Origin of the sequence: Pseudomonas sp. S31 (assembly GCF_016648105.1) — a bacterium.
Taxonomy (GTDB): domain Bacteria; phylum Pseudomonadota; class Gammaproteobacteria; order Pseudomonadales; family Pseudomonadaceae; genus Aquipseudomonas.
In genome coordinates this window covers 1-23,563 of the sequence record NZ_JACVVE010000057.1, presented here as the reverse complement: position 1 = coordinate 23,563, position 23,563 = coordinate 1, and the positions used below count along the sequence as shown (strand labels likewise).

Sequence of the window (23,563 nt, the reverse complement as noted above, 5' to 3'; positions counted from 1 at the left end):
AACCCCCACCGCACTTTTCATTTTTACTGGATTAGTAACGTAATCCATTCATCATTCCAGAGAAATCTGCCGCTCCATAATCTCGGCACATCGCCGACGCTTTTTTTCAAAAAACACATATAAAACAGACATATAAAAACAAGATGAGAATTCATCTCAATTTTTAGTGCTGAAAAATTCGTTTTTAAGCGTGAAAATTCAATTGACATTTCACGTAATAAATCCCAAATTTCAGCCATCGGCAAACACAACAAGAGAGACAGACCATGCCGCCCGATCACAGCCCCTGCACACAGAGTGGCAGGCGTTTCCGCGTGGAGCGCCCAGCCACCCCAGCACCGGTCCCCGGTGTCGCCAACGCCCTTCAGGGCCCAGGCCATTTCCCTACTGCCCTCTAGTTCCAAACCGTGTCTGAGACGGAGAAAGTCTATGGATTCGCTTTGCCTGCGTGCCGCGCCTGCCTCGGCGCTGACCTCCGGTGCTGCCTTCGAAGCCTTGCTCGAAGGAATTCGTGATCGTGCTCGCCTCGGCGAATTCGATCGCCAGCGCCACATTTCCCGCGATGTGATCGATGCCTTCAAGGCCCATGGCGTGTACCGCGCCCTGGTGCCCAGCCGCTTCGGTGGCCTGGAATGCTCGCCAGCCCAGTTCTGCGAAATGATCGAGCGCATCTCCCACGCCGATGGCTCCGCCGGCTGGGTGGCGAGCTTCGGCATGAGCCCGGTGTATCTGGCGGCGCTGCCGCTGGAGACCATCGCCAAGGTCTACCAGCAGAGCCCCGATACGGTGTTCGCCGGCGGCATCTTCCCGCCACAGCCGGCCGAGATCGTGGACGGTGGCTTCAAGGTCAATGGCCGCTGGAAATACTCCAGTGGTTCGATGGGCGCCGACATCATCGGCGTGGGCATCGCCCCGCGTAATGGCGACAAGCTCGACCTGCCACGCCTGGCGGTGATGCCGAGCAGCCAGGCCCGGATCGAGGAAACCTGGGACACCGTGGGCCTGCTGGGCACCGGCAGTCATGACGTGGTGGTCGAGGACGTGGTGGTGGGCGAGGAGTGGACCTTCGTGCGCGGTGGCCGCTCGAACCTCGACGAGCCGCTGTTCCGTTACCCATCGCTGTCGCTGGCTACCCAGGTGCTGTCGGTGGTCGGCCTGGGCGTGGCACGCGCCGCGCTGGACGAACTCTCGGGCATGGCCAGCGGGCGCATCTCGGTCACTGGCGCTCCGGCGCTGGCCGACCGCCCCCTGGCCCAGGTCGATGTGGCCAAGGCCGAGGCCGCGCTGCGTTCGGCGCGGGCGTTCTTCTACGACTCCATCGAGCAGGCCTGGGCGCATGTACTGGCCGGTGATCCGGTACCGGTCGAGGCCACCAATCTGCTGCGGCTGTCTTCCACCCACGCCACCCGCGTGGCCGCCGAAGTGGCGCGCAGCGCACAGATGCTTTCGGGCATGACCGGCATCTACAACGAAAGCCCGCTGGCCCGCTGCGTCAACGATGCGCAGGTGGTCACCCAGCACGCCTTCATGGGCGACGTCACCTACCAGAACGCCGGAGCGATGTTCTTCGGTAAACAGCCCCTCCCGGGCTACCTCTAATTTTCAGGGATATTTGTCATGAGCGATAAGAAAGCCTTGCGCGTGCTGTTCTGCATGGGCATCAACCAGAATTTCTTCGACGCCCCGCGTGAGGAGCAACTGCAGGTGTGGGCCGCCTTCAGCGCCATGTGGAACGGCATCCACGACCTGGCCGGGGTCAGCGTGCTGGGCAACATGGACGACGACCAGAGCATGGTCGGCCCGTCCGACGGTTTCCCCTGGACCACGTACCTGCTGGCCGACGTGCCGGACATCGAAACCGTGCACGCCGCCTGCAACCTGTTCCGCACCACTGCGGTAGGCGAGGGGCCGTACAAGCTGTGGCGCTACGCCAAGGTCGAGGCCCGTGTCGGCCGCGAACTGATCATCCAGCGCGCCTGAAGAACAAGAGGAATACCCCGTGAGCAACCTGATTCCCGCCATCAACCTGGCAGTGGACCCGGCCGAGCTGGTGCAGGCCGACCGCGTCCATACGTCCCTGTACACCGACCCGGCGCTGTTCGACGCCGAGCTGGAAAAGATCTTCCACAGCACCTGGATCTGGGTCGCCCACGAGAGCGAAATCCCCGACGCCGGCAGCTACAAGACCACCTACATCGGCAAGCAGCCGGTGATCGTCGTGCGTGACCGCAAGAAAGGCATCAACGTCCTGCTCAACCGCTGCCGCCACCGCGGCGCCACGGTCTGCGAGCACAAGAAGGGCAAGACCAACAGCTTCGTCTGCCCCTACCACGGCTGGGGCTACGCCCTCGACGGCTCGCTGCGCGGCATTCCGCACCCGGAAAGCTACGGCGACTGCATCGACAAGGCCGAGCTGCCGCTGGTCAGCCTGCGTACCGAAAGCTACGCCGGCATGGTCTTCGCCACCTTCAAGGACGACATCGAGCCACTCGAAGACTTCCTCGGCGCGGCCAAGAAGTGGATGGACCTGTTCATGAAGCAGGGCGCCGGCTACGGCATCAAGGTCCCGGGCGAGCACCGCTTCCGCTTCCCCGGCAACTGGAAGATCCAGCTGGAAAACACCACCGACGCCTACCACTTCCCGCTGGTGCACAAGAGCTTCCTGTCCTCGGTCGACGAGCAGACCCTGGAGCTGTTCGATTTCGTCAAGGGCCCCGGCTACGTCGAAGACCTGGGCAACGGCCACAGCGTGATGGTGATGATCCCCGAACTGGTCGACCTCGAAGCCGACCTCGACAAGCCGATCCCCGAGCGCTTCGAGGCCCTGGCCGCCGAACTGCGTGACGAGGGCATCGAGGAGCAGCAGGTGCGCCGGATCGTCCGCGCGGTCGGCGGTTCGGGCTTCAACCTCAACCTGTTCCCCAACGTCGCCTGCTCGATGGCGTTCTTCCGCGTGCTGCAGCCGATCTCGGTGACCGAGACCGAGATCCATCACTCGGTGATCACCATGGACGGCGGCCCGGCCGCGGCCAACCGCTACCGCCTGCGCCTGCACGAACACTTCCAGGGGCCGATGGGCTTCGGCACCCCGGACGACTCCGAGGCTTGGGAGCGGGTGCAGAAAGGCGCCAATGCCGGCGAGAACCTGTGGATCATGCTCAACCGTGGCCTGCCGGGTGAAAAGCCCAGCGCCGATGGCCTGATCTCCGACGTCAGCGCCGAAACCGGCATGCGTGCGGCGTACCAGCAGTGGAAGAAGATGATGACCGCGGAGGCCAAATGATGAACCTCAATCTGTTCAATGAAGTGACGGCGTTCATCTGGCAGGAAGGCGACATGCTCGACCATGGTGAATACGACACCTGGCTGAGCCTGTGGACCGAAAAAGGGACCTATATCATCCCGATCGATCCGAAAGAGACCGACTACGAGAACACCCTCAACTACGCCTACGACGATCACCACATGCGCGGCCTGCGCGTGCAGCGGTTGATCGGCGGCGAGTCGATCTCCACCAGCCCGCAACCGCGCACGGTGCGCACGATTTCGCGCATCCGCGTACTCGGCGATGACGGCGTCAACGTCACCGTGCGCGCTGCGCAGAACATCCGTGAGTTTCGCAAGGAAAGCCTCAAGCACTACAGCGCCGACCTGACCTACACCCTGGTGCGGGCCGAAGGCGGCTTCAAGATCCACCGCAAGGTGATCAGCCTGATCAACAGCGACGATACCCTTGCCGGTATCGGCTACATCCTCTGAGGAGCGCGCCATGAACCAAGTCGCATTGGTAACCGGCGCCGGCCAGGGCCTGGGCCAGCGCTTCTGCGCCCGGCTGCTGGCTGCCGGCTTCGATGTGGTGGTCTCGGACCGCGACCTGGGCCTGGCCCAGGCCGCCGCCGAGCAGCTGCAAGGGCAGGGCGGACGCACCCTGGCGGTGAAACTGGATGTCGGCAGCAAGGCCGACTTCGAGCAGGCCCTGGCCCAGGTGCTTGAGCACTTCGGTGCCCTGCACGTGGTGGTCAACAACGCCGCTGTGACCAAGACCACGCCGCTGATGCAGATCAGCCCGGAAGAGTTCGACGCCGTGGTCGGCCTCAACCTGCGCAGCGTGTTCCTCGGCTGCCAGGTACTCGGTGCGCACCTGGCCGAGGCCGGCTACGGGCGGATCATCAACATGGCCTCGCTGGCCGGGCAGAACGGCGGCACCGCCACCGGCGCGCACTATGCGGCGAGCAAGGGGGCCATCGTCACCCTGACCAAGATCTTCGCCAAGGAATTCGCCACCCGCGGGGTCACGGTCAACGCCATCGCCCCTGGCCCCATCGATTCCCCGGCGGTGCATGCTGCTGTGCCTGCCGAGCGGCTCCAGGGCCTGCTGGCGAACATTCCGGTACAGCGCCTGGGCGATGCCGATTTCCTTGGCGACCTCATCGTGCAACTGGCACGGCCCGAAGCCTACTTCACCACCGGGGCGACCTGGGACGTGAACGGCGGCCTGTTCATGCGTTGAATTTTTCGGGGCGCCTGGCGCCCCTTTGGTAACCCGAGGCACCGGCCATGAATGAAGAACTGTTGAACGTAGTCGTGCGCAAGCGCGAGATCCAAGGGGCCGACGTGGTCGTCCTCGACCTGGGGCGTGCCGATGGCGCCGCCTTGCCTGCCTTCGAGGCCGGCGCGCACGTCGATATCCATGTGGCACCCGGCCTGGTGCGCCAGTATTCGCTGTGCAGCGACCCTGCCGAGGTGTCCGTCTATCGCCTGGGGGTGCTGAAGGACCCGGCGTCGCGCGGTGGTTCGGTGCAGGTGCACGATTCGCTGCACGAAGGCCGCGAGGTGCAGATCAGCGCGCCGCGCAACCTGTTCCCGCTGGCGGCAGATGCCCGTCGCTCGATCCTCTTGGGGGGCGGTATCGGCATCACCCCGATGATCGCCATGGCCCACGCCCTGCACCGCCAGGGCGCCGATTTCGAGTTGCACTACTGCGGGCGTTCGCGCAGCCGCAGCGCGTTTCTCGATGAGCTGGCCAAGGCGCCATTCGCCGAGCGGGTGGTCACCCATTTCGACGACGAGGAAGCCGCCCAGCGCCTGGACCTGGCCGCCGTGCTCGGCAAGGCCGACACCGGTACCCACATGTACACCTGCGGGCCCTCGGGCTTCATGGATTGGGTGATCGCCGGGGCGCGCGCGCAAGGTTATGACGAGGCGCAGATCCACAAGGAGTACTTCCAGGTGGAAGTGGACGCCAGCGGTGGCGGTTTCGAAGTGGTCGCGGCGCGCAGCAACAAGACCGTGCAGGTCGCCGAAGGCCAGACCATTCTCGATGCCCTGGCCCAGGTCGGCATCAAGATCGACATCTCCTGCGAGCAGGGTGTGTGCGGCACCTGCATGTGCGAGGTGCTCGAAGGCGAACCGGACCACCGCGACGTGTACCTGACCGATGAAGAAAAGGCCGCCAACGACCAGATCCTGGTGTGTTGCTCGCGGGCCAAGACCAACAAGCTGGTGCTGGACATCTGAGGAGAATGACCATGGTAGACGTAACCCAATTTCGCAATGCGATGGCGATGCTCGGTGGCGCCGTGTCGGTCATCACCACCGATGGCCCTGCCGGGCGCTTCGGCTTCACCGCCTCGGCGGTGTGCAGCGTGACCGATTCGCCGCCCACCTTGCTGGTGTGCATGAACCGCTCGTCGTACTCCAACGAGCAGTTCAAGGCCAACGGCGCGCTGTGCGTGAACGTGCTGGCCGGCACCCACCAGGAACTGTCGGGCGCCTTCGCCAACCGCAACCTGAACATGGACGAGCGCTTCGCCACCACCGGCTGGATCGTGCTGGAGAGTGGCGCCCCGGTGATGCAGGAGGCGTTGGTGAACTTCGACTGCCGCATCGCCCAGGTGCATGAAGTGGGTTCGCACAGCATTTTCTACTGCGAGATCCAGGACATCCGCCATGGCGGTGCCGACGATGGGCTGGTGTATTTCAACCGGGCCTACCACCGGGTTTGCGAAGACTCCAAGGCCTGCTGACACCTGCACCACCTGTAGGAGCGGGTTTACCCGCGAAGAATCCAACGCGGTGCATGGCACCGGCTACGCCGGTGTTCGCGGGTGAACCCGCTCCTACAATGGCCTGCGAATCGGTGGGTTGCGAGGAATCACAACGTCTCGAGATTGTGAAATACCACTTCCAGCATGCGGTTCAAACGCTGCACCTGAGCCTCGGTCAACCCCTTGAAGCTGCGCTGGAACAGCTCGCGGGTCACCTCCTGCATGCGTTCGATGTTCTGCAGGCCGACCTCGGTGATGCGCACCTGGGTCACGCGCCCGTCCTCGGGGCTGGGCGCGGTATCGACCAGGCCATCTTCCTTCATGCGGTAGACGATCTTGGTGATGGTCGACAGCTTGGCGATGGCATGGGTGGAGATCTCGGAAATGCTCGACTCGCCGTTCTCGTTGAGGATCCACAGCACGCGCCAGCGCGGCACGTCGAGGTCGACCTTCTTGAGCAGGCGCTCCATGTTCTGGGTGTAACGACCATGCACGCGGGCCAGCCAGTAGAAGGGGAAGTCTTCCTTGCGAAATTCATCGCTGGCCGGATCGTGATGGCTGTGTCCTTTGTTCTTCGCGTTGCTCATCGGTTCACTACTTGTGCGGAAATAGTCGCGACATCATAGACGTTTACGCGAATTTGGCTACCGTCCAGCGGCGGCAAACTACTGGAATGTTCAGTTGACATTTCACGTAATAAATACGCATGTTATCGGCTGGGCGAACGTCCGGCATCCATTCTTGAACAGGACTGCATAAAAATGACAATCATAGTTGAAACCCTCGACCTGGGCGGCAGCGGCCCCCGGGTCGTGGTCAAGGACACCATCGACGTAGCCGGTACCGCGACCCGCGCCAGCAGCCAGGCGCTGGAGCACGCGCCGTTGGCCGAGCGCCACGCCGAGGTGGTGAGCAACCTGCTGGCCGCCGGCGCCCGCTTGACCGGCAAGGTCAGCCTGCACGAACTGGCCTTCGGCACCACCGGCATCAACCGCTACACCGGCACCGCGGCCAACCCGCGTTTCCCCGGGCGTATTCCCGGTGGTTCGTCCAGTGGCTCGGCGGCAGCGGTGGCCGCAGGCCTGGCGGACTTCAGCCTGGGCACCGATACCGGCGGCTCGGTGCGCATCCCAGCGTGCTGCTGCGGCGTGTTCGGCTTCAAGCCGACGTTTGGCCGGGTCAGCCGCAAGGGCGTGATGCCGGCGCGCACCAGCCTCGACTGCGTCGGCCCGTTCGCCGCCAGCCTGCCCATGCTGGTGCGGGCCATGAGCATGATCGACCCGACCTTCATCCCCGCCCAGGTGCCTACCAAGGCCCGTATCGGCGTGTTGCGGGTCACGGCGGAGGTGGCGATCCACAAGGTGGTGCAAGGGGCCCTGGCAGCCACCGGCCTGCCTCTGGGCAATGTCGAGCTCAAGCACTTCGGCGCTGCCTACGAGGCCGGCATGGTGGTGATCAACCGCGAAACCTTCGAAGGCTGCGGCCACCTGCTGGAAACCGGCAAGGTCGGCGCCGATATCGCCGGGCGCCTGGCGGCCGCGGGGGAGACCCGCGACAGCGCGCTGGCGGAAGCCGAAGGCGTACGCACGCGCTTCACCGAGGAAGTCGACCAGGCCCTGGCCAATTTCGACGTGCTGGCCCTGCCGACCATGCCAGACTTCCCACTGCGTCTGGAAGACGCCGCCGACACCCGCGCGGTGCTGGGCATGACCTCGCTGGTGCGACCGTTCAACCTGTCCGGGCATCCGGCGCTGAGCATCCCGCTGGGTAGCGAGTGCGGCCTGCCGGTCGGCCTGCAACTGGTGGCGGCCAAGGGCGCCGACGAGAAACTGCTGGCGGTGGCCGAACGCCTGCTGCTCAACCTGTATGCCAACAGCGCACGCTGAGGTCGCGATGAACGATATCGTCCAATTGCAGGCACGCCTGCAGCGTTTTGAAAGCCAGCAGGCCATCCGGGTCTGCATCAACCGCTACATGGAACTGTGCGACCAGCTCGACGCCAGCACGCCGCTGGATGAGCTGGCCGGGTTGTTCTGCCGTGAAGCAGTGTGGGAAGGCAAGGGCGCCAAGTATGCCGCGAGCTTTGGCGGCTACCGGGGCCGCGAGGCGATCCGCGCCATGTTCGCCACCTACATGAAGACCCCGTCGCACTTCGCCTTGAACGTGCACTTCCTGACCAGCGAAGTCATCGAGGTGGACGGCGAGCAGGGGGTAGGGCGCTGGGTGATGTTGCAGACCAGCACCTTCGCCGATGGCGCCTCGCACCTGAACGCCGCGCGCCTGACGGTGCGCTTCGCGCTGGAGGAAGGGCAGTGGCGGATGGCACACTTCCAGACCGAGAACCTGTTCAGCCGGCCAGTGACCGAGTGGAACAGCGATGCGCCGCTACCGGTGCCGGACAAGGCCTGACCCGCGGCGGTTGGCAGGCACGAGCCAAAATGTGGCAGGGGTGAACCAGAACGGTGATGGGCGTTGTTGCAGACTCGAAGTCTGGGGCGAGCACGCCCACTACCAAACTGCCACAGGAGAGTTGCAATGCCTTTCCCACTACCCGCTCAGCAAAGCCCGGTTCGCAGGGGGACGGTATGAGCGAAGTCGCCCTGCTTTCCAGCGTTCAACGGTTTCTCGACAGCAACCCCGGCAGCTTCGTCGACGGCCAGCCGGTCAGTGAGCCTGGCGCCGAGCGATTCGAGGTGTTCAACCCCTCCGACGCCTCGGTGCTGACCCAGGTTTCCCACGCCAGCGAGGCACTGGTCGAACGTGCAGTACAGGCCGCCCGCAGCGCTTTCCACGGCAGTTGGGGCAGCACCACGCCCTACCTGCGCGGCGTCGCACTGAACCGCCTGGCCGACCTGATCGAAGCCCACGGCGAGGAACTGGCGCAGCTGGAGTCGCTGAGCTCCGGCAAGTCGATCCACCTGACCCGTCAGTTGGAAGTCCCCCAGAGCGTGGTGTTCCTGCGCTATTTCGCGGGCTGGGCGACCAAGATCCACGGGCAGACCATGACGCCTTCGCTGCCATCCTTCCAGGGTGAGCAATACGCGGCGTTCACCCGCCGCGAGGCGGTGGGGGTGGTGGCGGGTATCACCCCGTGGAACTTCTCGCTGATGATCGGCATCTGGAAGATCGCCTCGGCGCTGACCTGTGGCTGCACCATCGTGCTCAAGCCCAGCGAGTTCACGCCGCTGTCGCTGTTGCGCATTGCCGAACTGGCCGTCGAGGCCGGCATTGCGGCGGGCGCCTTGAACATCGTCAACGGCGGCGGGCGCATCGGCCAGCAACTGATCGGCCACAAGGACATCGCCAAAGTATCGTTCACTGGTTCCGTACCGACTGGCGTGGCGGTGGGCAAAGCGGCCCTGAGTGCCAACCTGACCCGGGTGACCCTGGAGCTGGGCGGCAAGAACCCGGCGGCGTTCCTCGCCGACGTCGACGTGGATGCTGCGGTCGAGGGCATTCTGCAGACCGCCTACGTGCACCAGGGCCAGGTCTGCGCGGCTCCCGAGCGGTTGTATATCCATCGCAGCAAGGTCGAGGCGATCTGCGCCAAGCTGGCCGAGCGTCTTGGCGCCATGAAGGTGGGTGGCGCACTGGACGAGTCGGCGCAGTTCGGTCCCCTGGCCAACAAGGCGCACCACGACAAGATCCTCGGCTTCTTCGCCCAGGCCAACGCCCGCGGCCAGGTGATCTGCGGCGGCAAGCCGCTGCCGGGGCCGGGCTACTTCGTGCAACCGACCTTGCTCAAGGCCCTGGATGAGCACGACCCGTTCCTGCAGGAAGAAACCTTCGGCCCGATCGTCACCGTACTGCCGTTCGACGACGAAGACGAACTGGTGCGCCTGATGAACGACTCGCCCTTCGGCCTCGGCGCCAGTGTGTGGACCAACGACCTGTCCAAAGCGATGCGGCTGATCCCGCGGATCGAGGCGGGCACGGTGTGGGTGAACATGCACACCTTCCTCGACCCGGCGGTGCCGTTTGGTGGGGTCAAGGGGTCGGGGATCGGGCGGGAGTTTGGGAGTGCGTTCATTGATGACTATACCGAGTTGAAGTCGGTGATGATGCGGTTTTGAGGCAGGGGTACAGGGTAAGGCTTGAGGGATTCAGGGGGGCATAGATCGAGCGCCGCCCGCGCGGCGCTCGATCTCAGCGGCGCTACATCACTCAAGCCGAACACCGCGAATTCCTGGCCCGCCCCTTGCTTCCCCTCAAACCCACAAGAATTCCAACCCAGCGGTTACACCATGCACGCCCAGCGGCAGCACTTCAACGACGTCAACACCCACGCCAACGCCATCCTCGGCTGGCAACAAACCTACGACCAGATGAGCGCCGGCAGCGCCCATACCGAGCTCACGCACCTTACCGCAGAGCGCTTCCAGATCTTTCGCGAATGCCTGGACAAACGCGTCGTCCAGCATGGCGCCGCACCGGCGCGCAGGTTCTGCCTGGCGATGCCGGAAAGCGGCGGGCGGGCAGGGGTATTCCAAGGCAATAGTGTCGGTGACGCCGATGTCACCCTTCTTCACAGTGGCCAGGAATTCTTCGTGCACGCCGCCGAAGGCATGGACCTGCTGGCGGTCAGTGTCGATGCCCAGCGCCTGGAGCGACTGGCCGATCGCGAGTTCAGCGCCGCGGAACTGCGCAGGTTGAACAGGACCACCCGGCTCAACGCCAGTCCGCAGTTTCTCGGGGCGATCCGCCAGCAGTTGCTGGCGATGGTCGATGCGGTGCTGCAGGGCGAACCGTTGCCCGAGGCGCAACTCGAAGACCTGCTGCTCGAATGCATGCTGGTGCTGCTCGAGCAGGTGTTCCAAGGGGGCAGCGGGCGCGCCGGCAATGTCGCGGTCAGTGCCTACCTGGTCAGGCAGGCGCATCAGATGGCCCTGGACTGCCTGGACGAGCCGCTCTCGGTGTTGCAGATCTGCGAACGGCTGGACGTCAGCCGCAGCACCTTGCAACGCAGCTTTCTCGGCGTCACCGGCCTGCGCCCGGTCGAGTACCTGCGCGCCGTGCGCTTGAACGCCGCGCGCCAGCGCCTGCAGCGCACCTCCGCCGAGCGGTTCACCGTAGCCAGGGTAGCCTGCGAGGTCGGCTTCACCCACCTGGGGCACTTCGCGGGTGCTTATCGTGCCCTGTTCGGCGAGGCGCCTTCGCTCACTCGCAGAGGTGCGGGCGCTAGCGCTGCAGGTTGACCCGTTGGGCTGGGGTGGATGAATCAGCTCAGGGCCGGGCTTTCCCACAGGTTCAGGCGTACGCCGACCCCGCGTTCGAGCGCCTGGCGATACACCACCGTGCCCCAGGCCACGTCCTCTACGGGCATACCGCCGACCGACATGATGATGATCTCTTCGGCGTTGTTGCGCCCCGGCGCCTCGCCGGCGACGATCTTGCCGATGTCTTCGAGCTGCTCGGGCTGCAACGTGCCTTCGGCGATCATGTCCATGAAGCGCACGCCAATCACCGGTACGTGGTTGTGCGCAGGCTTTGGCAATTCTTCGTACCAGGCGTGGTACAGGCCGGTGTTGTCGACCACCTTGCGCACGTCGGGCTGCTCCATGCCCAGGTCCATGTTGCAGCCGGCCGGCATGGCCAGGAACGCACCGGGCTTGACCCACTCGCGCTTGACCATCGGATAGGTGGCAGGATCACCGGTTTCGCCGGAGGTGCAGAAGGTGACCAGGTCCGAGTCGCGCACGACTTCCTCGATGGTGTCGACCAGCTCGATGCGGGTGATCTGCGGATAGGTCTCGCGTACCCAGGCGATGAAGTCGTCCAGGCTTTTCTGCCCGCGGCCCTTGAGCTTGAGCGTGTCGATCTGGTCGCACACCGCCATGAATGCGGCCACGGTGGTCTTGCCCATGACGCCAGGGCCGAGCAGGCCGATGACCTTGGAATCGCGCCGCGCCAGGTGGCGGGCACCGACGCCTGGGATCGCGCCGGTGCGGTACGCCGACAGCAGGTTGGCCGACATATGCGCCAGTGGCGCGCCGGTGTCCGGGTCGTTGAGGGTGAACATCAGGATCGAGCGCGGCAGCCCCTTGTCGCGGTTGGCGATGTTCGAGCCATACCACTTCACCCCGGCAGTGCAGAAGCTGCCGCCCAGGTAGGCCGGCATCGCCATCATGCGGCGGTCGGCGGTGGGCTTGGGCATGTTGGGGAACGGCGAGTCCTTGGGAAAGGTGACCATCGCGCCATGCGAGTCATTGTTCGGGCCGGCCATGCGGTAGTCGCCATGGTGCAGCAGGCCGAACATCTCTTCCATGGTGTTCACGCAGGCCAACATGTCGGTGACGCCGGCGCGGATCATGTCCTGCTCGGACAGGTAGAGAAAGTCGATTCTTGTCGTTGTAGTCATGGCTGTTCTCGCGGTCTGGAGTAAGTGCCGGCAGCGCAGGTGGCTGCCGACGCCGACGATGTTAGAAACGCCGGCAGGCAGGCGGCTATCCCGAATTGGTCAGCAATGACGGGCGGAGCACGGCAAACGTCGGACAGGCCCTCTGGCGCCTTGATTTGCCCGGTGTTTCGTGGACAATGCCGCGCCCAACCCTGGCAACCATGACCAAAAGCCAGGCAACCCGGTACATGCCGGGGCGATGCAAGCGCTGCACACTGCTGCAACTCCTACCCGTCCAGGATCAGCCGATGAAAACAACAACAAGCAACCCGATCGACAAGACTTCCGTGTATATCTGCGCAGGCCTGGTGTCCGCCGCTGGCGCCCTGCTGCTCAATGTCCTGCCCGTGCTGTTCGGTGCCCTCGCCGAGCAATTCGGCCTTGGCGAACAACAACTGGGCAGCCTGGCCATGGCCTTGAACGTCGGCTTCGGCGTGGTGGGCCTGGCATCGGTGCTGTGGATCCACCGGCTCGACTGGCGAGTGATTTCCACCCTGGCCTCCTTGCTGGTAGTCGCGGCAGTGGCCTGCATGCTGCGTGACCCTTCCTTCGAGGCGCTGATGCTGCTGATGGCCCTGGCCGGCGCCGGCACCGGGGCCTTGTATGCCCTGGCGATGACCATCTTCGGCGACAGCGCGCAGCCGGAGCGGGCGTTCGGCTTCAAGCTGGGCATGGAAACCGTGCCCGGTGCCTTGCTGCTGATCGCATTGCCGGTGGCGGTGGCGCCGGTCTGGGGCTTCCAGGGCATGCTGGTGACCTTGGTCATCGCCATGCTGCTGATGGGTGTGGCGCCGCTGTGCTGGGTGCCACGGCGCAGCGAGCGCTACCTGGCGGCCCAAGGTAGCGAGGCGCAGGCGCCATGCCGGCACAGCCGCGCGATCGCTTGGCTGAGCCTGCTCGCCAGCCTGGTGTTCCTGACCGGGATCATGTCGGTCTGGGCATTTCTCGAGCTGATGGGCAAGAAGAGCGGGTTGTCTGCCGACACCATCGGCACCGTGCTGGCGGGTGGCTTCATCATCAATACCGTCGGCGGCTTCATCGCCTCGTCGATTGGCCTGAAAGCCGGGCGCTTCCTGCCCGTGGTGGTGATCGTCGGCGCCGAAGTGGCAGGCTTGGTACTGCTGGCGCAGTTCTCCTCGCTGGCCATGTTCGTGGCGGGCGTCATGTGTTTCCTGTTCTCGATCAACTTCGTGCTGGCCTACACCTTCGGCGTGATGGCCGAGTTCGACCTGTCGGGCAAGCTGGTGGCCCTCGGCGCACTGTGCCTTTCGTTCGGCGCCGCCGTGGGGCCGGCGGTCGGCGGCATGCTGATCGAAACCTACGGCTACACCTCGGTTCTGCTGTTCTCCGGGACTTGCTCGATCGCCGTGCTGGCCATCTATGGCGCGGCGGTGCTGCGTTCGCAGCAGTTGGGGAAGCGCGTGCTGGACGATGAGGCAGTGGCGCTGCCAAAGTTGTAAACAGCGCAACCGATTGAACAAAAGGCTCGCCGGAGGGTTCCGGCGAGCCTTTTTCATGGACGCTTGCGATGTGCTCAGGCTACGGCATGCCCAACCACTCTGGCAGCGCCAGCGAGATGAACGGCACGTAGGTCACCAGGATCAGGAACAGCAGCAGGATCGACAACCACGGCAGCGCCGCGCGGATCGTCTGGCCCAGGGTCAGACCGGTCACCGCCGAGGTCACGAACAGGTTCAGGCCTACCGGCGGGTGCACCAGGCCGATTTCCATGTTGACCACCATGACGATGCCGAGGTGGATCGGATCGATGCCCAACTTCATGGCGATCGGGAAGAAGATCGGCGCCAGGATCAGGATGATCGCCGACGGCTCCATGAAACTGCCGGCCACCAGCAGCACGATGTTGACCATGATCAGGAAGCCGATCGGCGTCAGGCCCTCGGACATCACCCACTGGGTGATCTGCTGGGGGATCTGCTCGGTGGTCAGCACGTGGGCGAAGAGCATGGCGTTGGCGATGATGAACAGCAGCATGATGGTCAGCCGCCCGGACTCCAGCAGCACCTTCGGGCAGTCGCGCAGGCGCATGTCCTTGTACACGAACAGCGCGATGAACGCCGAGTACACCGCCGCCACGGCCGCAGCCTCGGTGGGGGTGAACATGCCGCTGTAGATGCCGCCGAGGATGATCACCAGCAGCAACAGGCCCCAGAACGCGCGGCGGGCGGTGTACAGCCATTCGGCGAAGCTGGCGCGTGGTTGCGCCGGCAGCTTCTTGATCCGGGCGACGATGTAGATGGTCACCATCAGGCAGACGCCGAGCAGGATCCCCGGGATCACCCCCGCCATGAACAGCTTGCCGACCGAGGTCTCGGTGGCTGCCGAGTACACCACCATGACGATCGACGGCGGGATCAGGATGCCCAGGGTGCCGGCGTTGCAGATGATGCCCGCGCCGAACTCGCGTGGGTAGCCCGAACGCACCATGCCGGCCACGGCAATCGAGCCCACGGCGGCCACGGTGGCAGGCGAGGAGCCCGACAGCGCGGCGAACAGCATGCAAGCCAGCACGGCGGCAATGGCCAGGCCGCCACGGATGTGGCCGACGCAGGCGTTGGCGAAGTCGATCAGGCGCTGCGCCACGCCACCGGTGGTCATGAACGCACCCGACAGCAGGAAGAACGGGATGGCCAGGAAGGTATAGCTATCGGAGGTTTCGAACAGCTTGATCGCCAGCGAGCTCAACGAGTCCTGGCTGAACATCAGGATCGACAGTGCCCCCGACAGGCCCAGCGAAATCGCGATCGGCACGCCGAGGAACATGAACACGAACAACAACAGGAACAGGCAGATAACCGTCATCAGTGGTGCTCCTCACCGGGGTTGGCCAGCTTGCTCGCTTCCGCGGCCTCGTCGGCCAGGCCCAGGCCATATTGGCGGCGGGTGTAGAGGCGGTAGAGGATTTCCAGATAGCGCACGATGATCAGGGCGAAGCCCAAGGGCACGATCAGCGCGATATGGCCGATCTTGATGCCGTAGCGGTCCAGGTCCTCGGCGCCGATACCGGCGGCGAGCACTGCGCTCACCCATTTGATGCTGGCCAGCAGGAACAGCCCGGCATAGGCCAGGCAACAGGCGCAGGCGATCATCGCCAGTACCCGTTGCACCGGTTTGCTCGTGCGTCGCACGAGCACGTCGACACCCAGGTGGCCAGCGGTGCGCACGCCATACGAGATACCGAAGAAGATCAGCCAGCCGAACAGTGCCTTGGTCAGGGCGATGCTCCAGGTCATTTCCTGGGCATAGCTCATCAGGTGGTCGCCGATCGCCAGCAGCAGGTCGCTGGCCCAGGCCCAGTGGTCACTGAGGGTGTAGAACATCGAATAGAGGTTGTTCAGGGCCACGTAGATGAATGTCACCAAGGTCATGGCCGCCAGGAGGAAGGCGATCATGCCTTCCTCGAAATGCTCCCAGACACGCCTGAGCGATTGCATAGGGATTCTCCAGACAGAGAGAGGGAGGGCCACCCTGGGAACGGGTGGCCGGACAGGGCAGTGTGGCTGTCAGGAAGCTTTGTTGGAGGCGTCGGCGGCCTTGATCAGGTCGGCACCGATCTGATCGGAGAATTTCTCCCAGACCGGGCGCATCGCTTCACGCCAGGTTTCCCGTTGCTCGGCGGTGAGCGGGTCGATCTCGCTGGTCTTGGCGTCGATGATCTTCTGCCGGGAGGTCTGGTTGAGCGCTTCGGCCTGCTTGTTCACCTCGACGGTGACCTCGTCCATGATCTTCTGCAGTTCGCCGCGTACGTCTGCGGGCAGGCCGTTCCAGAACTTGGCATTGGTGATCACCATGTAGTCGATCAGGCCGTGGTTGGTCTCGGTGAAGAAGGGCTGGACTTCGTTGACCTTCTGGCTTTCGTAGTTCGACCAGGTGTTCTCGGTGCCGTTGACGGTGCCGGTCTGCAGGCCCTGGTAGACCTCGGCGAAGCTCATCTTGCGCGGGTTGGCGCGGATCGCCTTGAACTGCTCCTCGAGCACGCTGGAGGCCTGCACGCGGAACTTCAGGCCGCGGGCGTCCTTGGGCAGGATCACCTTCTTGTTCGCCGACAGTTGCTTGAGGCCGTTGTGCCAGTAGGCCAGGCCGGTGATGCCCTTGTCTTCCATGGAGGTCAGCAGTGCCTTGCCCTGCGGGCCTTGCTGGAAGCGGTCGACCGCGGCCAGGTCGTTGAACAGGAACGGCAGGTCGAAGATCTGCACCTGTTTGTTGTAGTGCTCGAACTTGGCCAGCGATGGCGCCAGCATCTGCACGTCACCCAGCAGCAGGGCTTCCATTTCCTTGCCGTCGCCGAACAGCGACGAGTTGGGGTAGACCTCGACCTTGACCTTGTCCTTGAGTTGCGGGTCGGCGGCGACGAGTTTCTGGAACATCAACGCGCCCTGGCCCTTGGGCGTGCTGTCGGCGACGACGTGGGCGAACTTGATGATGATGGGGTCGGCGGCCTGGGCCAGGCCCGCCATGGACACGGCGGCGGCGCAGAACAGCGCCTGAGTCAGTTTGAACATCGATGACACCTCGGATTTATTGTTGTAGAGGGTTGGCAGTAAAGATGGCGCATTGACTTGTGTATGGGCAATCAGCTTTTGTGTAAGGCCGCGTTAGGCTTAGCCGAACGCGGACGAGCCGTCACGCCTTAGCCAGGGTGCCGCTCCAGCAACCGCTGCGCACGCAGCAACACCGGCGCATCGACCATCTGCCCATCCAACTGGAAGGCCCCGGCGCCGTTGGCCGCTTCACTGGCCGCCACGACCCGCCGCGCCCACGCCAACTCATCGCTGCTCGGGGCCAGTGCGGCGTGAATCACCGGCACCTGCTTGGGATGGATGCACAATGCGCCGCCATAGCCCATGTCGCGGGCATGGCGCATGGCCCGCTGCAGCCCCTCCGGGTCGCCGATGGCCGGGAACACGCCATCGAGTGGCGGCAACAGGTCGGCACCGCGCGAGTGCAGCTGCACCGCCATGCGCGCATGGTCGAGGAACTGCCGGGCCGTGTCGCTCTCGGTGTTGAGCTCGAGGTCCAGGGCCAGGTCGAGGCTGCCGAACGACAAGCGCTCGACGCCTTCGGCAGCGGCGATCTGTGCCAGCGCCAGGAGGCCCTTGGCGCTTTCGATGATCGGCCAGATCGGTTTGCCGCCGTGCCAGGCCACCGCGACCTGGGCCGCGTTCTCCACCTTGGGCAGCAACACACCGACTACTCCCGGCTGTTGTGCGCAAAAGGCCAGGTCGGTGGCATGTTCGGCGTGCTGCGGCGCGTTCACCCGGACCCACACCGAGGCCGCTGGCTCGGCTTGCAGGAAGGCCGCCAGGTTGGCCCGGGCCTGCTGTTTCAACGGCTCCTCCACGGCATCCTCGAAGTCGACGATGACCACGTCGGCTCCGGCAGCCAGCGCCTTGGCGAAGCGTTCGGGGCGGCTGCCGGGGACGAACAAGGCAGAACGGATGCGGCTCATACCACACCGCCTGCAGCCAGCTCTGCCTGCTGCTCGGCGTTGAAGCCGAGTTCGGCGAGAATCGGTTGGGTGTGCTGGCCCAGGCCCGGCACGCCGTCCATGCGTGGCGTGAAGGCAGCGTTGCGTCCGGGTGGCAGCAGCGACGGCAATTTGCCGGCCGGGCTGTCCACCTCGCGCCAGCGGTCGCGGGCCCGCAGTTGTGGGTGTTGCCATACGCCGTGCATGTCGTTGACCCGGGCGTTGGCGATCTGCGCCTGCTCCAGGCGGGCCACCACCTCGTCCAGCGACAGACTGGCGAAGCGGTCGATGATCAGCTGGCGCAACACGTCGCGGTTTTCCGAGCGCTTGAAGTTGGCGTTGAAGCGTTCGTCGCTGGCCAGGGCTGGGTCGAGCAGCACCTTGTCGCAGAACAGCGCCCATTCCCGCTCGTTCTGCAGGCCGAGCATGAGGGTACCGCCGTCCCCGGTGGGGAACGGCCCGTACGGATAGATGGTGGAATGCGAGGCACCGGCGCGCGGCGGTGGCGGCGCGCCGTCGTAGGCGTAGTACATGGGGTAGCCCATCCACTCCACCAGGCTTTCCAGCATCGACACGTCGATGCGGCTGCCGACGCCGGTCTTGTCACGTAGCATCAAGGCCGAGAGCACGCCGGTGTAGGCGTACATGCCAGCGGCGATATCGGCGATCGAGCAGCCGGCCTTGGCCATCTCGTCGTCGCCAGGGCCACCGGTCACCGAGAGGAAGCCACCTTCGCTCTGGATCAGCAGGTCGTAGGCTTTCTTCTTTTCATAGGGGCCACCTTCGCCGTAGCCGGAGATGTCGCACACGATCAGCCGCGGGAAGCGTGCATGCAAGGCCTCGAACGAAAGGCCCATGCGTGCCGCAGCGCCCGGTGCGAGGTTCTGCACCAGTACGTCGGCCTTGGCCAGCAAGGACTCGAGAATGCCATCGGCAGCAGGCTGCTTGAGGTCGAGGGTCAGGCTTTCCTTGGAACGGTTGGTCCAGACGAAGTGCGAGGCCAGGCCATCGACGCGTTGGTCGTAGCCGCGGGCGAAGTCACCGCTGCCGGGGCGCTCGACTTTGATCACGCGAGCGCCCAGGTCGGCCAGTTGCCGGGTGCAGAAGGGCGCCGCGATGGCATGCTCCAGGCTGACGACGGTGATGCCGTCGAGCGGGCGGGGCGTGGATTGGGTCATAGGGGTCACCTGTGGGTCCGGGTTGCAGGGCGCGGCTTAATGCAGGTCTGCCAGCGAGGGTGCGTCGCGCAGTTGCCACACGCGCTCGATCAGTTGTTTGCCCTGGGCTTCGCTGCGTGCGCCTGAGTAGGCCAGCAGGCGCTGGAACTTGGCCTCCAGTTCCGGGCGGCTGAGGGTGTTGCCTGGGTCGCCCTTGGGGTCGTCGATGGCGGCGCTGTAGTGGCGCCCCTGCACATCGGTGACTTCCACGCGGCCGAGCCAGCGTGCGGGATAGGCTCCGTCCACTTCGGCGTCCAGTTGCATCTCGACCTTGTCGCGCAAGCGGGCAACACGCGGGTCGGTCAGCGCCAGGTCGCGGAATTCCAGCAACTGCGCACTGCCATGCACTGCGATCAGGCCGAGCACGGTGCCCATGGAGAACTTGGCCTGGTGCACGGTGGTCGGCACGGTCACGCGGCCCAGCACATCGATCGCGCCCTGGTGCACACGGGTGACCACCTTGGCGATCTGCTCGTGGCCCAGGCCTTCGCGCTGCATCAGCTGCAGCAGTGCATCGGCGGCAGGGTGGGTGTGGCGGCACGAGGCATGGAACTTGAACGAGGTCTCGACCAGCGCCCAGCGTGTGCCCAGGCGGTCGCTCAGGCGTGCCGGGTCGGCGTCGCTGGACATGCCGGCGGCCATGCCCTGGTCGCCTTCGAGGATATTGCGCGCACCGGTCAGGCCATCGGCGGTCAGGTAGGCGGCGAGCAGGCCATCGGCAGCGGCCTTGGCGGTGTGCAGTTGCTTGGAGTCGGCGGCATCGCGCAGGAACTCCCACAGCCCTGCGGCCTGGGTGCCGGCGCTGCCCAGCAGGTTGATGAACTGTTCCTGGTTGAAGTCGAGCAGCTTGCCCACGCCGACTGCGGCGGCGAGGGTGCCGACCGTGGCGGTGGTGTGGAAGATACGGTAGTGCGAACGGCCGAGGAACTCACCGATGCGGATACCCGCTTCGTAGCCTGCCACTGCGGCCAGCAACAGGTCCTGGCCAGACTTGCCGAGGTCTTGCGCGGCGGCCAGCACGGCCGAGAACACCACGGTAGCGGGGTGCAGCACCGAACTGTTGTGCAAATCGTCCTGTTCGACCAGGTGCGAGGCGGCGCCGTTGACCAACGCGGCGAAGTAGGGCGATGAACTGCGCCCGTTGGTCAGGATGCGTGCACTGCCTTCGGCCGGGCCCATGCGCTCGGCGTAGCGTTCGAACAGCGGGATCGGGTGCGCACCCTGGCTGGCCAGGGCCGAGCCCAGCCAGTCGAGGAACAGGTCTTCGGTGCGGTCCAGTACGTGGCCGGGGATCTGGGCGTAATGCAGGTCGGCGAGAAAGCCCGCCAGGGCTTGGGTATGCTGCATGGTCTGTTCCTCAGAAGCTGCGCGGCAGTTCGAGCAGGTGCTCGGCGACATAGGAAAGAATCAGGTTGGTGGAGATCGGCGCCACCTGGTACAGGCGGGTTTCGCGGAACTTGCGCTCGACGTCATACTCGTTGGCGAAGCCGAAGCCGCCGTGGGTCTGCAGGCAGGCGTTGGCCGCCTCCCAGCTGGCCTTGGCCGCCAGGTACTTGGCCATGTTGGCGGCGGCACCGGCGTTGCGCCCGCTGTCGTATTCCTCACAGGCGCGCCAGCGCATCAGGTCGGCGGCCTCGATCTCGATGTGCGCTTCGGCGATGGGGAATTGCACGCCTTGGTTCTGCCCGATCGGGCGGCCGAACACCACGCGGTCGCGGGCATACTGGCTGGCCTTTTCGACGAACCAGCGGCCATCACCGATGCACTCGGCGGCGATCAGCGTGCGCTCGGCATTGAGGCCGTCGAGGATGTAGCGAAAGCCCTTGCCTTCTTCGCCGATCAGGCTGCTGGCGGGAATCTCCAGGTTGTCGAAGAACAGTTCGTTGGTCTCGTGGTTGACCATGTTGGCGATCGGCTGCACGGTCAGGCCGTTGCCGATGGCCTGGTGCAGGTCGACCAGGAAGATCGACATGCCCTCGGACTTCTTCTTCACCTCGGCCAGTGGCGTGGTGCGGGCCAGCAGGATCATCAAGTCGGAATGCTGGACCCGGGAGATCCACACCTTCTGGCCGTTGATCACGTACTTGTCGCCCTTGCGCACGGCAGTGGTCTTGATCTTGGTGGTGTCGGTGCCGGTGGTGGGCTCGGTGACGCCCATCGACTGCAGGCGCAACTCGCCGCTGGCGAGCTTGGGCAGGTAGTAACGCTTCTGTTCTTCGCTGCCGTTACGCAGCAGGGTGAACATGTTGTACATCTGGCCATGGATGGTGCCGGAGTTGCCGCCGCAGGCGTTCACCTCTTCGAGGATCACCGAGGCTTCGGCCAGGCCCAGGCCGGAGCCACCGAATTCTTCGGGAATCATCGCCGAGAGCCAGCCGGCGTCGGTCATGGCCTTGACGAAGGCTTCCGGGAAGCCCTTTTCTTCGTCGATCTTGCGCCAGTAGCTGGCATCGAATTCGGCGCACAAGGCGCGCACGCCTTCGCGGATGGCATTGAGGTCATCACTGTCGGACTTATGCATGGGGTTCCCCTGTCAGGTATCAGTCGAAAAGCACTTCGGCGCTCTGCGCGACGCCGTCAGCGTTGCCGGCCCACAGCTGGGCCTGGCCAGGCTCGCGGATGCGCCCGGCGACCTCGAACGGCGTCGGCACGGTCAAGGGCCGTACCCCGCGGTAGGCGAAGTGCCGCACGTGCTTGCCAGGGTTGGCGCGGATGAACGCACGCAGGTTCAACGTGGCGATCATCGGCCCGTGCACCACCAGGCCGGCGTAGCCTTCGGTGTCGGTGACATAGGGGTAGTCGTAGTGGATGCGGTGGCCGTTGAAGGTCACGGCGGAATAACGGAACAGCAGGGTCGGGGTGGGGGCGATGGCCTCGCTCCAGTCAGCCGGTAGCGCTGGCAGGTCGCTGCCGAGCTTGGGCGGGTTGGGCTCGCGGTAGACGATGTCCTGCTCTTCGCGCACGCACAGCTGGCCATCCTGCGAGTAGTCGTGGCGCACGGTGACGAACAGCAAGGCACCGGTGCGGCCGTGCTTCTCTTCGATGTGGGTGATGGTGGACAGGCGCTGGGCTTCGCTGCCGACCCGCAGCGGGGCGATGAACTCGACCCGGCCACCGGCCCACATGCGGTTGCGGTTGTCGGCGGGAGGCAGGAAGCCGCCACGTGCCGGATGGCCATCGCTGCCCAGTTGCGCCTCGGCCACCGGCTCCTGGAAGAAGCACCACATCCACAGGGGGGGCAGGGGTTGGCCGACGGCGGGCGCGGTTTCGCCGAAAGTCGCGGCGATGCGCTTGACCAGGTTGCGGCTGAGCTCGTCATGGGTCTCTTCGCTGCGGCCGAGCCACGCGCTGTAATCGATGGGCGGAGTTGTAGCAGTCATCACCATTGGGCCTCTGCATTTGTTGTTATGCGGCGATCATGCGAGGCGCCTGGCATTCTGTGAATTTGCATTTGCATAAAGCAGCGTTCATGTATGCTGAACGCTATGTTTTTGCCTGTACCGGAGCCCGCATGCATTTCGACCTGGCTGACCTTAGGCTTTTCATCCACATCGGCGAGTCGCCGAGCCTGACCCAGGGCGCACGTCGTGCGTTCCTTTCGCCTGCTGCGGCCAGTGCCCGGATCAAGGCGCTGGAGGCGCAGCTCGATACCCGCTTGCTATACCGCGACAGCCGTGGCGTCGAATTGACCCCGGCGGGCCACAAGCTGCTGACCCATGCGCGGCTGATCATGCGCCAGGTGGATTACCTCAAGGCCGAGTTCACCCAGTTCGGCACCGACTCGGCCGGGCACATCCGCATCTTCGCCAACACCACGGCGGTGACCGAGTTCCTGCCGGAGGTGCTGGCGGGCTTTCTCGCCAACCGTCCCGGGGTGACCGTCGACCTGCAGGAGCGCCTGTCGCGGGATATCGTCCGCGGCGTGCTCGATGGCAGCACCGACATGGGCATCATCGCCGGGCCCGTGGAGGCCAGTGGTCTGCAGGTGATGCACTTCAGCACCGACCGCCTGGTGCTGATCGTGCCGGCGGGCCATGAACTGGCGCGCAGCCAGCAGGTAACACTGAAGCAGACCCTGGCGTTCCAGCACATCGGCCTGCACGATGGCAGCACGCTGCTGAGCTTCCTGCGCGATCACGTCGAGCGCCTGGGCCTGAACCTGTCGCTGCGTATCCAGCTCTCCAGCTTCGAGGCAATCTGCCGGCTGGTGGAGGCGGGCGTGGGCATCGGTATCATTCCCGAATCGGCGGCGCTGCGGCACAGCCAGACCATGAACCTGGTGACCATCGACCTGGACGAGCCTTGGGCGGTGCGTGAGCGCAGCATTCTGGTGCGCGAACTGGATGCGTTGCCTGGGACCGTGCGCGCGCTGATCGCGACCTTGATGCCTTCGGGGGAGGTGGGGGCGCTGGGG

General features: G+C 64.9%; 24 protein-coding genes. 13 read left to right on the top strand and 11 right to left on the bottom strand.

Features of this window, described 5'->3' with window-relative positions; all coding sequences use genetic code 11:
- Nucleotides 1–23 precede the first annotated feature (23 nt).
- Nucleotides 24–380: a hypothetical protein gene (locus tag IAE37_RS26570; RefSeq protein ID WP_201178423.1), complete on the bottom strand. Its 357-nt coding sequence runs from the start codon at nucleotides 378–380 to the stop codon at nucleotides 24–26.
- Between the two features lie 49 nt (nucleotides 381–429).
- Between IAE37_RS26570 and iacA the strand changes: the two genes are divergently transcribed.
- Genes iacA through IAE37_RS26535 form a run of 7 tightly spaced genes read left to right on the top strand, consistent with a single transcriptional unit; the run spans nucleotide 430 to nucleotide 6,026 of the window.
- Nucleotides 430–1,599 carry an indole-3-acetate monooxygenase gene (gene iacA, locus IAE37_RS26565; protein ID WP_201178422.1) on the top strand — a complete coding sequence of 390 codons (1,170 nt, stop codon included), beginning with the start codon at nucleotides 430–432 and terminating at the stop codon, nucleotides 1,597–1,599.
- Nucleotides 1,600–1,617: 18 nt separating this feature from the next.
- On the top strand, nucleotides 1,618–1,980 hold the full coding sequence (locus IAE37_RS26560) for an IacB protein (protein ID WP_136914303.1): 363 nt from the start codon (nucleotides 1,618–1,620) through the stop codon (nucleotides 1,978–1,980).
- Nucleotides 1,981–1,999: 19 nt separating this feature from the next.
- The gene (locus tag IAE37_RS26555; protein WP_201178421.1) at nucleotides 2,000–3,283 is read left to right on the top strand and encodes an aromatic ring-hydroxylating oxygenase subunit alpha; all 1,284 of its coding nucleotides are present in this window, start codon (nucleotides 2,000–2,002) and stop codon (nucleotides 3,281–3,283) included.
- Nucleotides 3,283–3,759 (top strand): aromatic-ring-hydroxylating dioxygenase subunit beta, encoded by a 477-nt coding sequence (locus IAE37_RS26550; RefSeq protein ID WP_201178429.1) that lies wholly within the window; start codon nucleotides 3,283–3,285, stop codon nucleotides 3,757–3,759. The genes IAE37_RS26555 and IAE37_RS26550 overlap by 1 nt, the downstream gene beginning before the upstream one ends.
- Before the next feature lie 10 nt (nucleotides 3,760–3,769).
- Nucleotides 3,770–4,510, top strand: coding sequence for an SDR family NAD(P)-dependent oxidoreductase (locus tag IAE37_RS26545; protein ID WP_201178420.1), 741 nt, complete (start codon nucleotides 3,770–3,772; stop codon nucleotides 4,508–4,510).
- Between the two features lie 47 nt (nucleotides 4,511–4,557).
- A complete protein-coding gene (locus IAE37_RS26540) occupies nucleotides 4,558–5,517 on the top strand; it encodes a PDR/VanB family oxidoreductase (protein ID WP_201178419.1) in 960 nt (319 codons plus the stop codon).
- A gap of 11 nt (nucleotides 5,518–5,528) precedes the next feature.
- A complete protein-coding gene (locus tag IAE37_RS26535; RefSeq protein WP_201178418.1) occupies nucleotides 5,529–6,026 on the top strand; it encodes a flavin reductase in 498 nt (165 codons plus the stop codon).
- Nucleotides 6,027–6,154: 128 nt separating this feature from the next.
- Here IAE37_RS26535 and IAE37_RS26530 read toward each other — a convergent pair whose 3' ends face one another.
- Nucleotides 6,155–6,634 (bottom strand): MarR family winged helix-turn-helix transcriptional regulator, encoded by a 480-nt coding sequence (locus IAE37_RS26530; protein WP_201178417.1) that lies wholly within the window; start codon nucleotides 6,632–6,634, stop codon nucleotides 6,155–6,157.
- Between the two features lie 174 nt (nucleotides 6,635–6,808).
- Between IAE37_RS26530 and IAE37_RS26525 the strand changes: the two genes are divergently transcribed.
- From IAE37_RS26525 to IAE37_RS26510, 4 genes are all read left to right on the top strand, one after another.
- Nucleotides 6,809–7,933, top strand: coding sequence for an amidase (locus IAE37_RS26525; protein ID WP_201178416.1), 1,125 nt, complete (start codon nucleotides 6,809–6,811; stop codon nucleotides 7,931–7,933).
- A 7-nt stretch (nucleotides 7,934–7,940) separates the two neighbouring features.
- Nucleotides 7,941–8,456, top strand: coding sequence for a nuclear transport factor 2 family protein (locus IAE37_RS26520; RefSeq protein WP_201178415.1), 516 nt, complete (start codon nucleotides 7,941–7,943; stop codon nucleotides 8,454–8,456).
- Nucleotides 8,457–8,632: 176 nt separating this feature from the next.
- Entirely contained in the window at nucleotides 8,633–10,120 is a 1,488-nt protein-coding gene (locus IAE37_RS26515) for an aldehyde dehydrogenase family protein (protein WP_201178414.1), read from the top strand.
- Nucleotides 10,121–10,291: 171 nt separating this feature from the next.
- On the top strand, nucleotides 10,292–11,242 hold the full coding sequence (locus IAE37_RS26510; RefSeq protein WP_201178413.1) for a helix-turn-helix domain-containing protein: 951 nt from the start codon (nucleotides 10,292–10,294) through the stop codon (nucleotides 11,240–11,242).
- A gap of 23 nt (nucleotides 11,243–11,265) precedes the next feature.
- Here IAE37_RS26510 and IAE37_RS26505 read toward each other — a convergent pair whose 3' ends face one another.
- On the bottom strand, nucleotides 11,266–12,405 hold the full coding sequence (locus tag IAE37_RS26505) for a tyramine oxidase subunit B (protein ID WP_201178412.1): 1,140 nt from the start codon (nucleotides 12,403–12,405) through the stop codon (nucleotides 11,266–11,268).
- A 287-nt stretch (nucleotides 12,406–12,692) separates the two neighbouring features.
- On the opposite strand from IAE37_RS26505, the gene IAE37_RS26500 reads away from it, so the two are divergent.
- Nucleotides 12,693–13,904, top strand: coding sequence for an MFS transporter (locus IAE37_RS26500; protein ID WP_201178411.1), 1,212 nt, complete (start codon nucleotides 12,693–12,695; stop codon nucleotides 13,902–13,904).
- A 79-nt stretch (nucleotides 13,905–13,983) separates the two neighbouring features.
- Here the strand turns inward: IAE37_RS26500 and dctM are convergent, their stop codons facing one another.
- The 8 genes from dctM to IAE37_RS26460 form a co-directional block, all read right to left on the bottom strand.
- The gene (dctM, locus tag IAE37_RS26495) at nucleotides 13,984–15,267 is read right to left on the bottom strand and encodes a C4-dicarboxylate TRAP transporter large permease protein DctM (RefSeq protein ID WP_201178410.1); all 1,284 of its coding nucleotides are present in this window, start codon (nucleotides 15,265–15,267) and stop codon (nucleotides 13,984–13,986) included.
- Nucleotides 15,267–15,899: a TRAP transporter small permease gene (locus tag IAE37_RS26490; protein WP_201178409.1), complete on the bottom strand. Its 633-nt coding sequence runs from the start codon at nucleotides 15,897–15,899 to the stop codon at nucleotides 15,267–15,269. The genes dctM and IAE37_RS26490 overlap by 1 nt, the downstream gene beginning before the upstream one ends.
- A gap of 69 nt (nucleotides 15,900–15,968) precedes the next feature.
- The gene (locus IAE37_RS26485; RefSeq protein WP_201178408.1) at nucleotides 15,969–16,967 is read right to left on the bottom strand and encodes a TRAP transporter substrate-binding protein; all 999 of its coding nucleotides are present in this window, start codon (nucleotides 16,965–16,967) and stop codon (nucleotides 15,969–15,971) included.
- Between the two features lie 128 nt (nucleotides 16,968–17,095).
- The gene (locus IAE37_RS26480) at nucleotides 17,096–17,914 is read right to left on the bottom strand and encodes an HpcH/HpaI aldolase/citrate lyase family protein (RefSeq protein WP_201178407.1); all 819 of its coding nucleotides are present in this window, start codon (nucleotides 17,912–17,914) and stop codon (nucleotides 17,096–17,098) included.
- Nucleotides 17,911–19,110, bottom strand: coding sequence for a CaiB/BaiF CoA transferase family protein (locus IAE37_RS26475; RefSeq protein WP_201178406.1), 1,200 nt, complete (start codon nucleotides 19,108–19,110; stop codon nucleotides 17,911–17,913). Before IAE37_RS26475 ends, IAE37_RS26480 begins: the two co-directional genes overlap by 4 nt.
- Before the next feature lie 36 nt (nucleotides 19,111–19,146).
- Nucleotides 19,147–20,496 (bottom strand): MmgE/PrpD family protein, encoded by a 1,350-nt coding sequence (locus IAE37_RS26470; protein WP_201178405.1) that lies wholly within the window; start codon nucleotides 20,494–20,496, stop codon nucleotides 19,147–19,149.
- A gap of 10 nt (nucleotides 20,497–20,506) precedes the next feature.
- Nucleotides 20,507–21,670, bottom strand: coding sequence for an acyl-CoA dehydrogenase family protein (locus IAE37_RS26465; RefSeq protein WP_201178404.1), 1,164 nt, complete (start codon nucleotides 21,668–21,670; stop codon nucleotides 20,507–20,509).
- A gap of 19 nt (nucleotides 21,671–21,689) precedes the next feature.
- Nucleotides 21,690–22,529, bottom strand: a complete 840-nt coding sequence (locus IAE37_RS26460; RefSeq protein WP_201178403.1) for an FAS1-like dehydratase domain-containing protein — start codon at nucleotides 22,527–22,529, stop codon at nucleotides 21,690–21,692.
- 131 nt (nucleotides 22,530–22,660) lie between these two features.
- Here IAE37_RS26460 and IAE37_RS26455 point away from each other — a divergent pair.
- The coding region (locus IAE37_RS26455) for a LysR family transcriptional regulator (RefSeq protein WP_201178402.1) at nucleotides 22,661–23,563 on the top strand (903 nt) is incomplete at its 3' end.

Excerpts from the sequence above, each read along its gene's own strand:
- IAE37_RS26570 (WP_201178423.1), bottom strand. The coding sequence starts at position 380 with ATGGCCTGGGCCCTGAAGGGCGTTGGCGACACCGGGGACCGGTGCTGG.
- iacA (WP_201178422.1), top strand. The coding sequence starts at position 430 with ATGGATTCGCTTTGCCTGCGTGCCGCGCCTGCCTCGGCGCTGACCTCC.
- IAE37_RS26560 (WP_136914303.1), top strand. The coding sequence starts at position 1,618 with ATGAGCGATAAGAAAGCCTTGCGCGTGCTGTTCTGCATGGGCATCAAC.
- IAE37_RS26550 (WP_201178429.1), top strand. The coding sequence starts at position 3,283 with ATGAACCTCAATCTGTTCAATGAAGTGACGGCGTTCATCTGGCAGGAA.
- IAE37_RS26545 (WP_201178420.1), top strand. The coding sequence starts at position 3,770 with ATGAACCAAGTCGCATTGGTAACCGGCGCCGGCCAGGGCCTGGGCCAG.
- IAE37_RS26540 (WP_201178419.1), top strand. The coding sequence starts at position 4,558 with ATGAATGAAGAACTGTTGAACGTAGTCGTGCGCAAGCGCGAGATCCAA.
- IAE37_RS26535 (WP_201178418.1), top strand. The coding sequence starts at position 5,529 with ATGGTAGACGTAACCCAATTTCGCAATGCGATGGCGATGCTCGGTGGC.
- IAE37_RS26530 (WP_201178417.1), bottom strand. The coding sequence starts at position 6,634 with ATGAGCAACGCGAAGAACAAAGGACACAGCCATCACGATCCGGCCAGC.
- IAE37_RS26525 (WP_201178416.1), top strand. The coding sequence starts at position 6,809 with ATGACAATCATAGTTGAAACCCTCGACCTGGGCGGCAGCGGCCCCCGG.
- IAE37_RS26520 (WP_201178415.1), top strand. The coding sequence starts at position 7,941 with ATGAACGATATCGTCCAATTGCAGGCACGCCTGCAGCGTTTTGAAAGC.
- IAE37_RS26515 (WP_201178414.1), top strand. The coding sequence starts at position 8,633 with ATGAGCGAAGTCGCCCTGCTTTCCAGCGTTCAACGGTTTCTCGACAGC.
- IAE37_RS26510 (WP_201178413.1), top strand. The coding sequence starts at position 10,292 with ATGCACGCCCAGCGGCAGCACTTCAACGACGTCAACACCCACGCCAAC.
- IAE37_RS26505 (WP_201178412.1), bottom strand. The coding sequence starts at position 12,405 with ATGACTACAACGACAAGAATCGACTTTCTCTACCTGTCCGAGCAGGAC.
- IAE37_RS26500 (WP_201178411.1), top strand. The coding sequence starts at position 12,693 with ATGAAAACAACAACAAGCAACCCGATCGACAAGACTTCCGTGTATATC.
- dctM (WP_201178410.1), bottom strand. The coding sequence starts at position 15,267 with ATGACGGTTATCTGCCTGTTCCTGTTGTTGTTCGTGTTCATGTTCCTC.
- IAE37_RS26490 (WP_201178409.1), bottom strand. The coding sequence starts at position 15,899 with ATGCAATCGCTCAGGCGTGTCTGGGAGCATTTCGAGGAAGGCATGATC.
- IAE37_RS26485 (WP_201178408.1), bottom strand. The coding sequence starts at position 16,967 with ATGTTCAAACTGACTCAGGCGCTGTTCTGCGCCGCCGCCGTGTCCATG.
- IAE37_RS26480 (WP_201178407.1), bottom strand. The coding sequence starts at position 17,914 with ATGAGCCGCATCCGTTCTGCCTTGTTCGTCCCCGGCAGCCGCCCCGAA.
- IAE37_RS26475 (WP_201178406.1), bottom strand. The coding sequence starts at position 19,110 with ATGACCCAATCCACGCCCCGCCCGCTCGACGGCATCACCGTCGTCAGC.
- IAE37_RS26470 (WP_201178405.1), bottom strand. The coding sequence starts at position 20,496 with ATGCAGCATACCCAAGCCCTGGCGGGCTTTCTCGCCGACCTGCATTAC.
- IAE37_RS26465 (WP_201178404.1), bottom strand. The coding sequence starts at position 21,670 with ATGCATAAGTCCGACAGTGATGACCTCAATGCCATCCGCGAAGGCGTG.
- IAE37_RS26460 (WP_201178403.1), bottom strand. The coding sequence starts at position 22,529 with ATGACTGCTACAACTCCGCCCATCGATTACAGCGCGTGGCTCGGCCGC.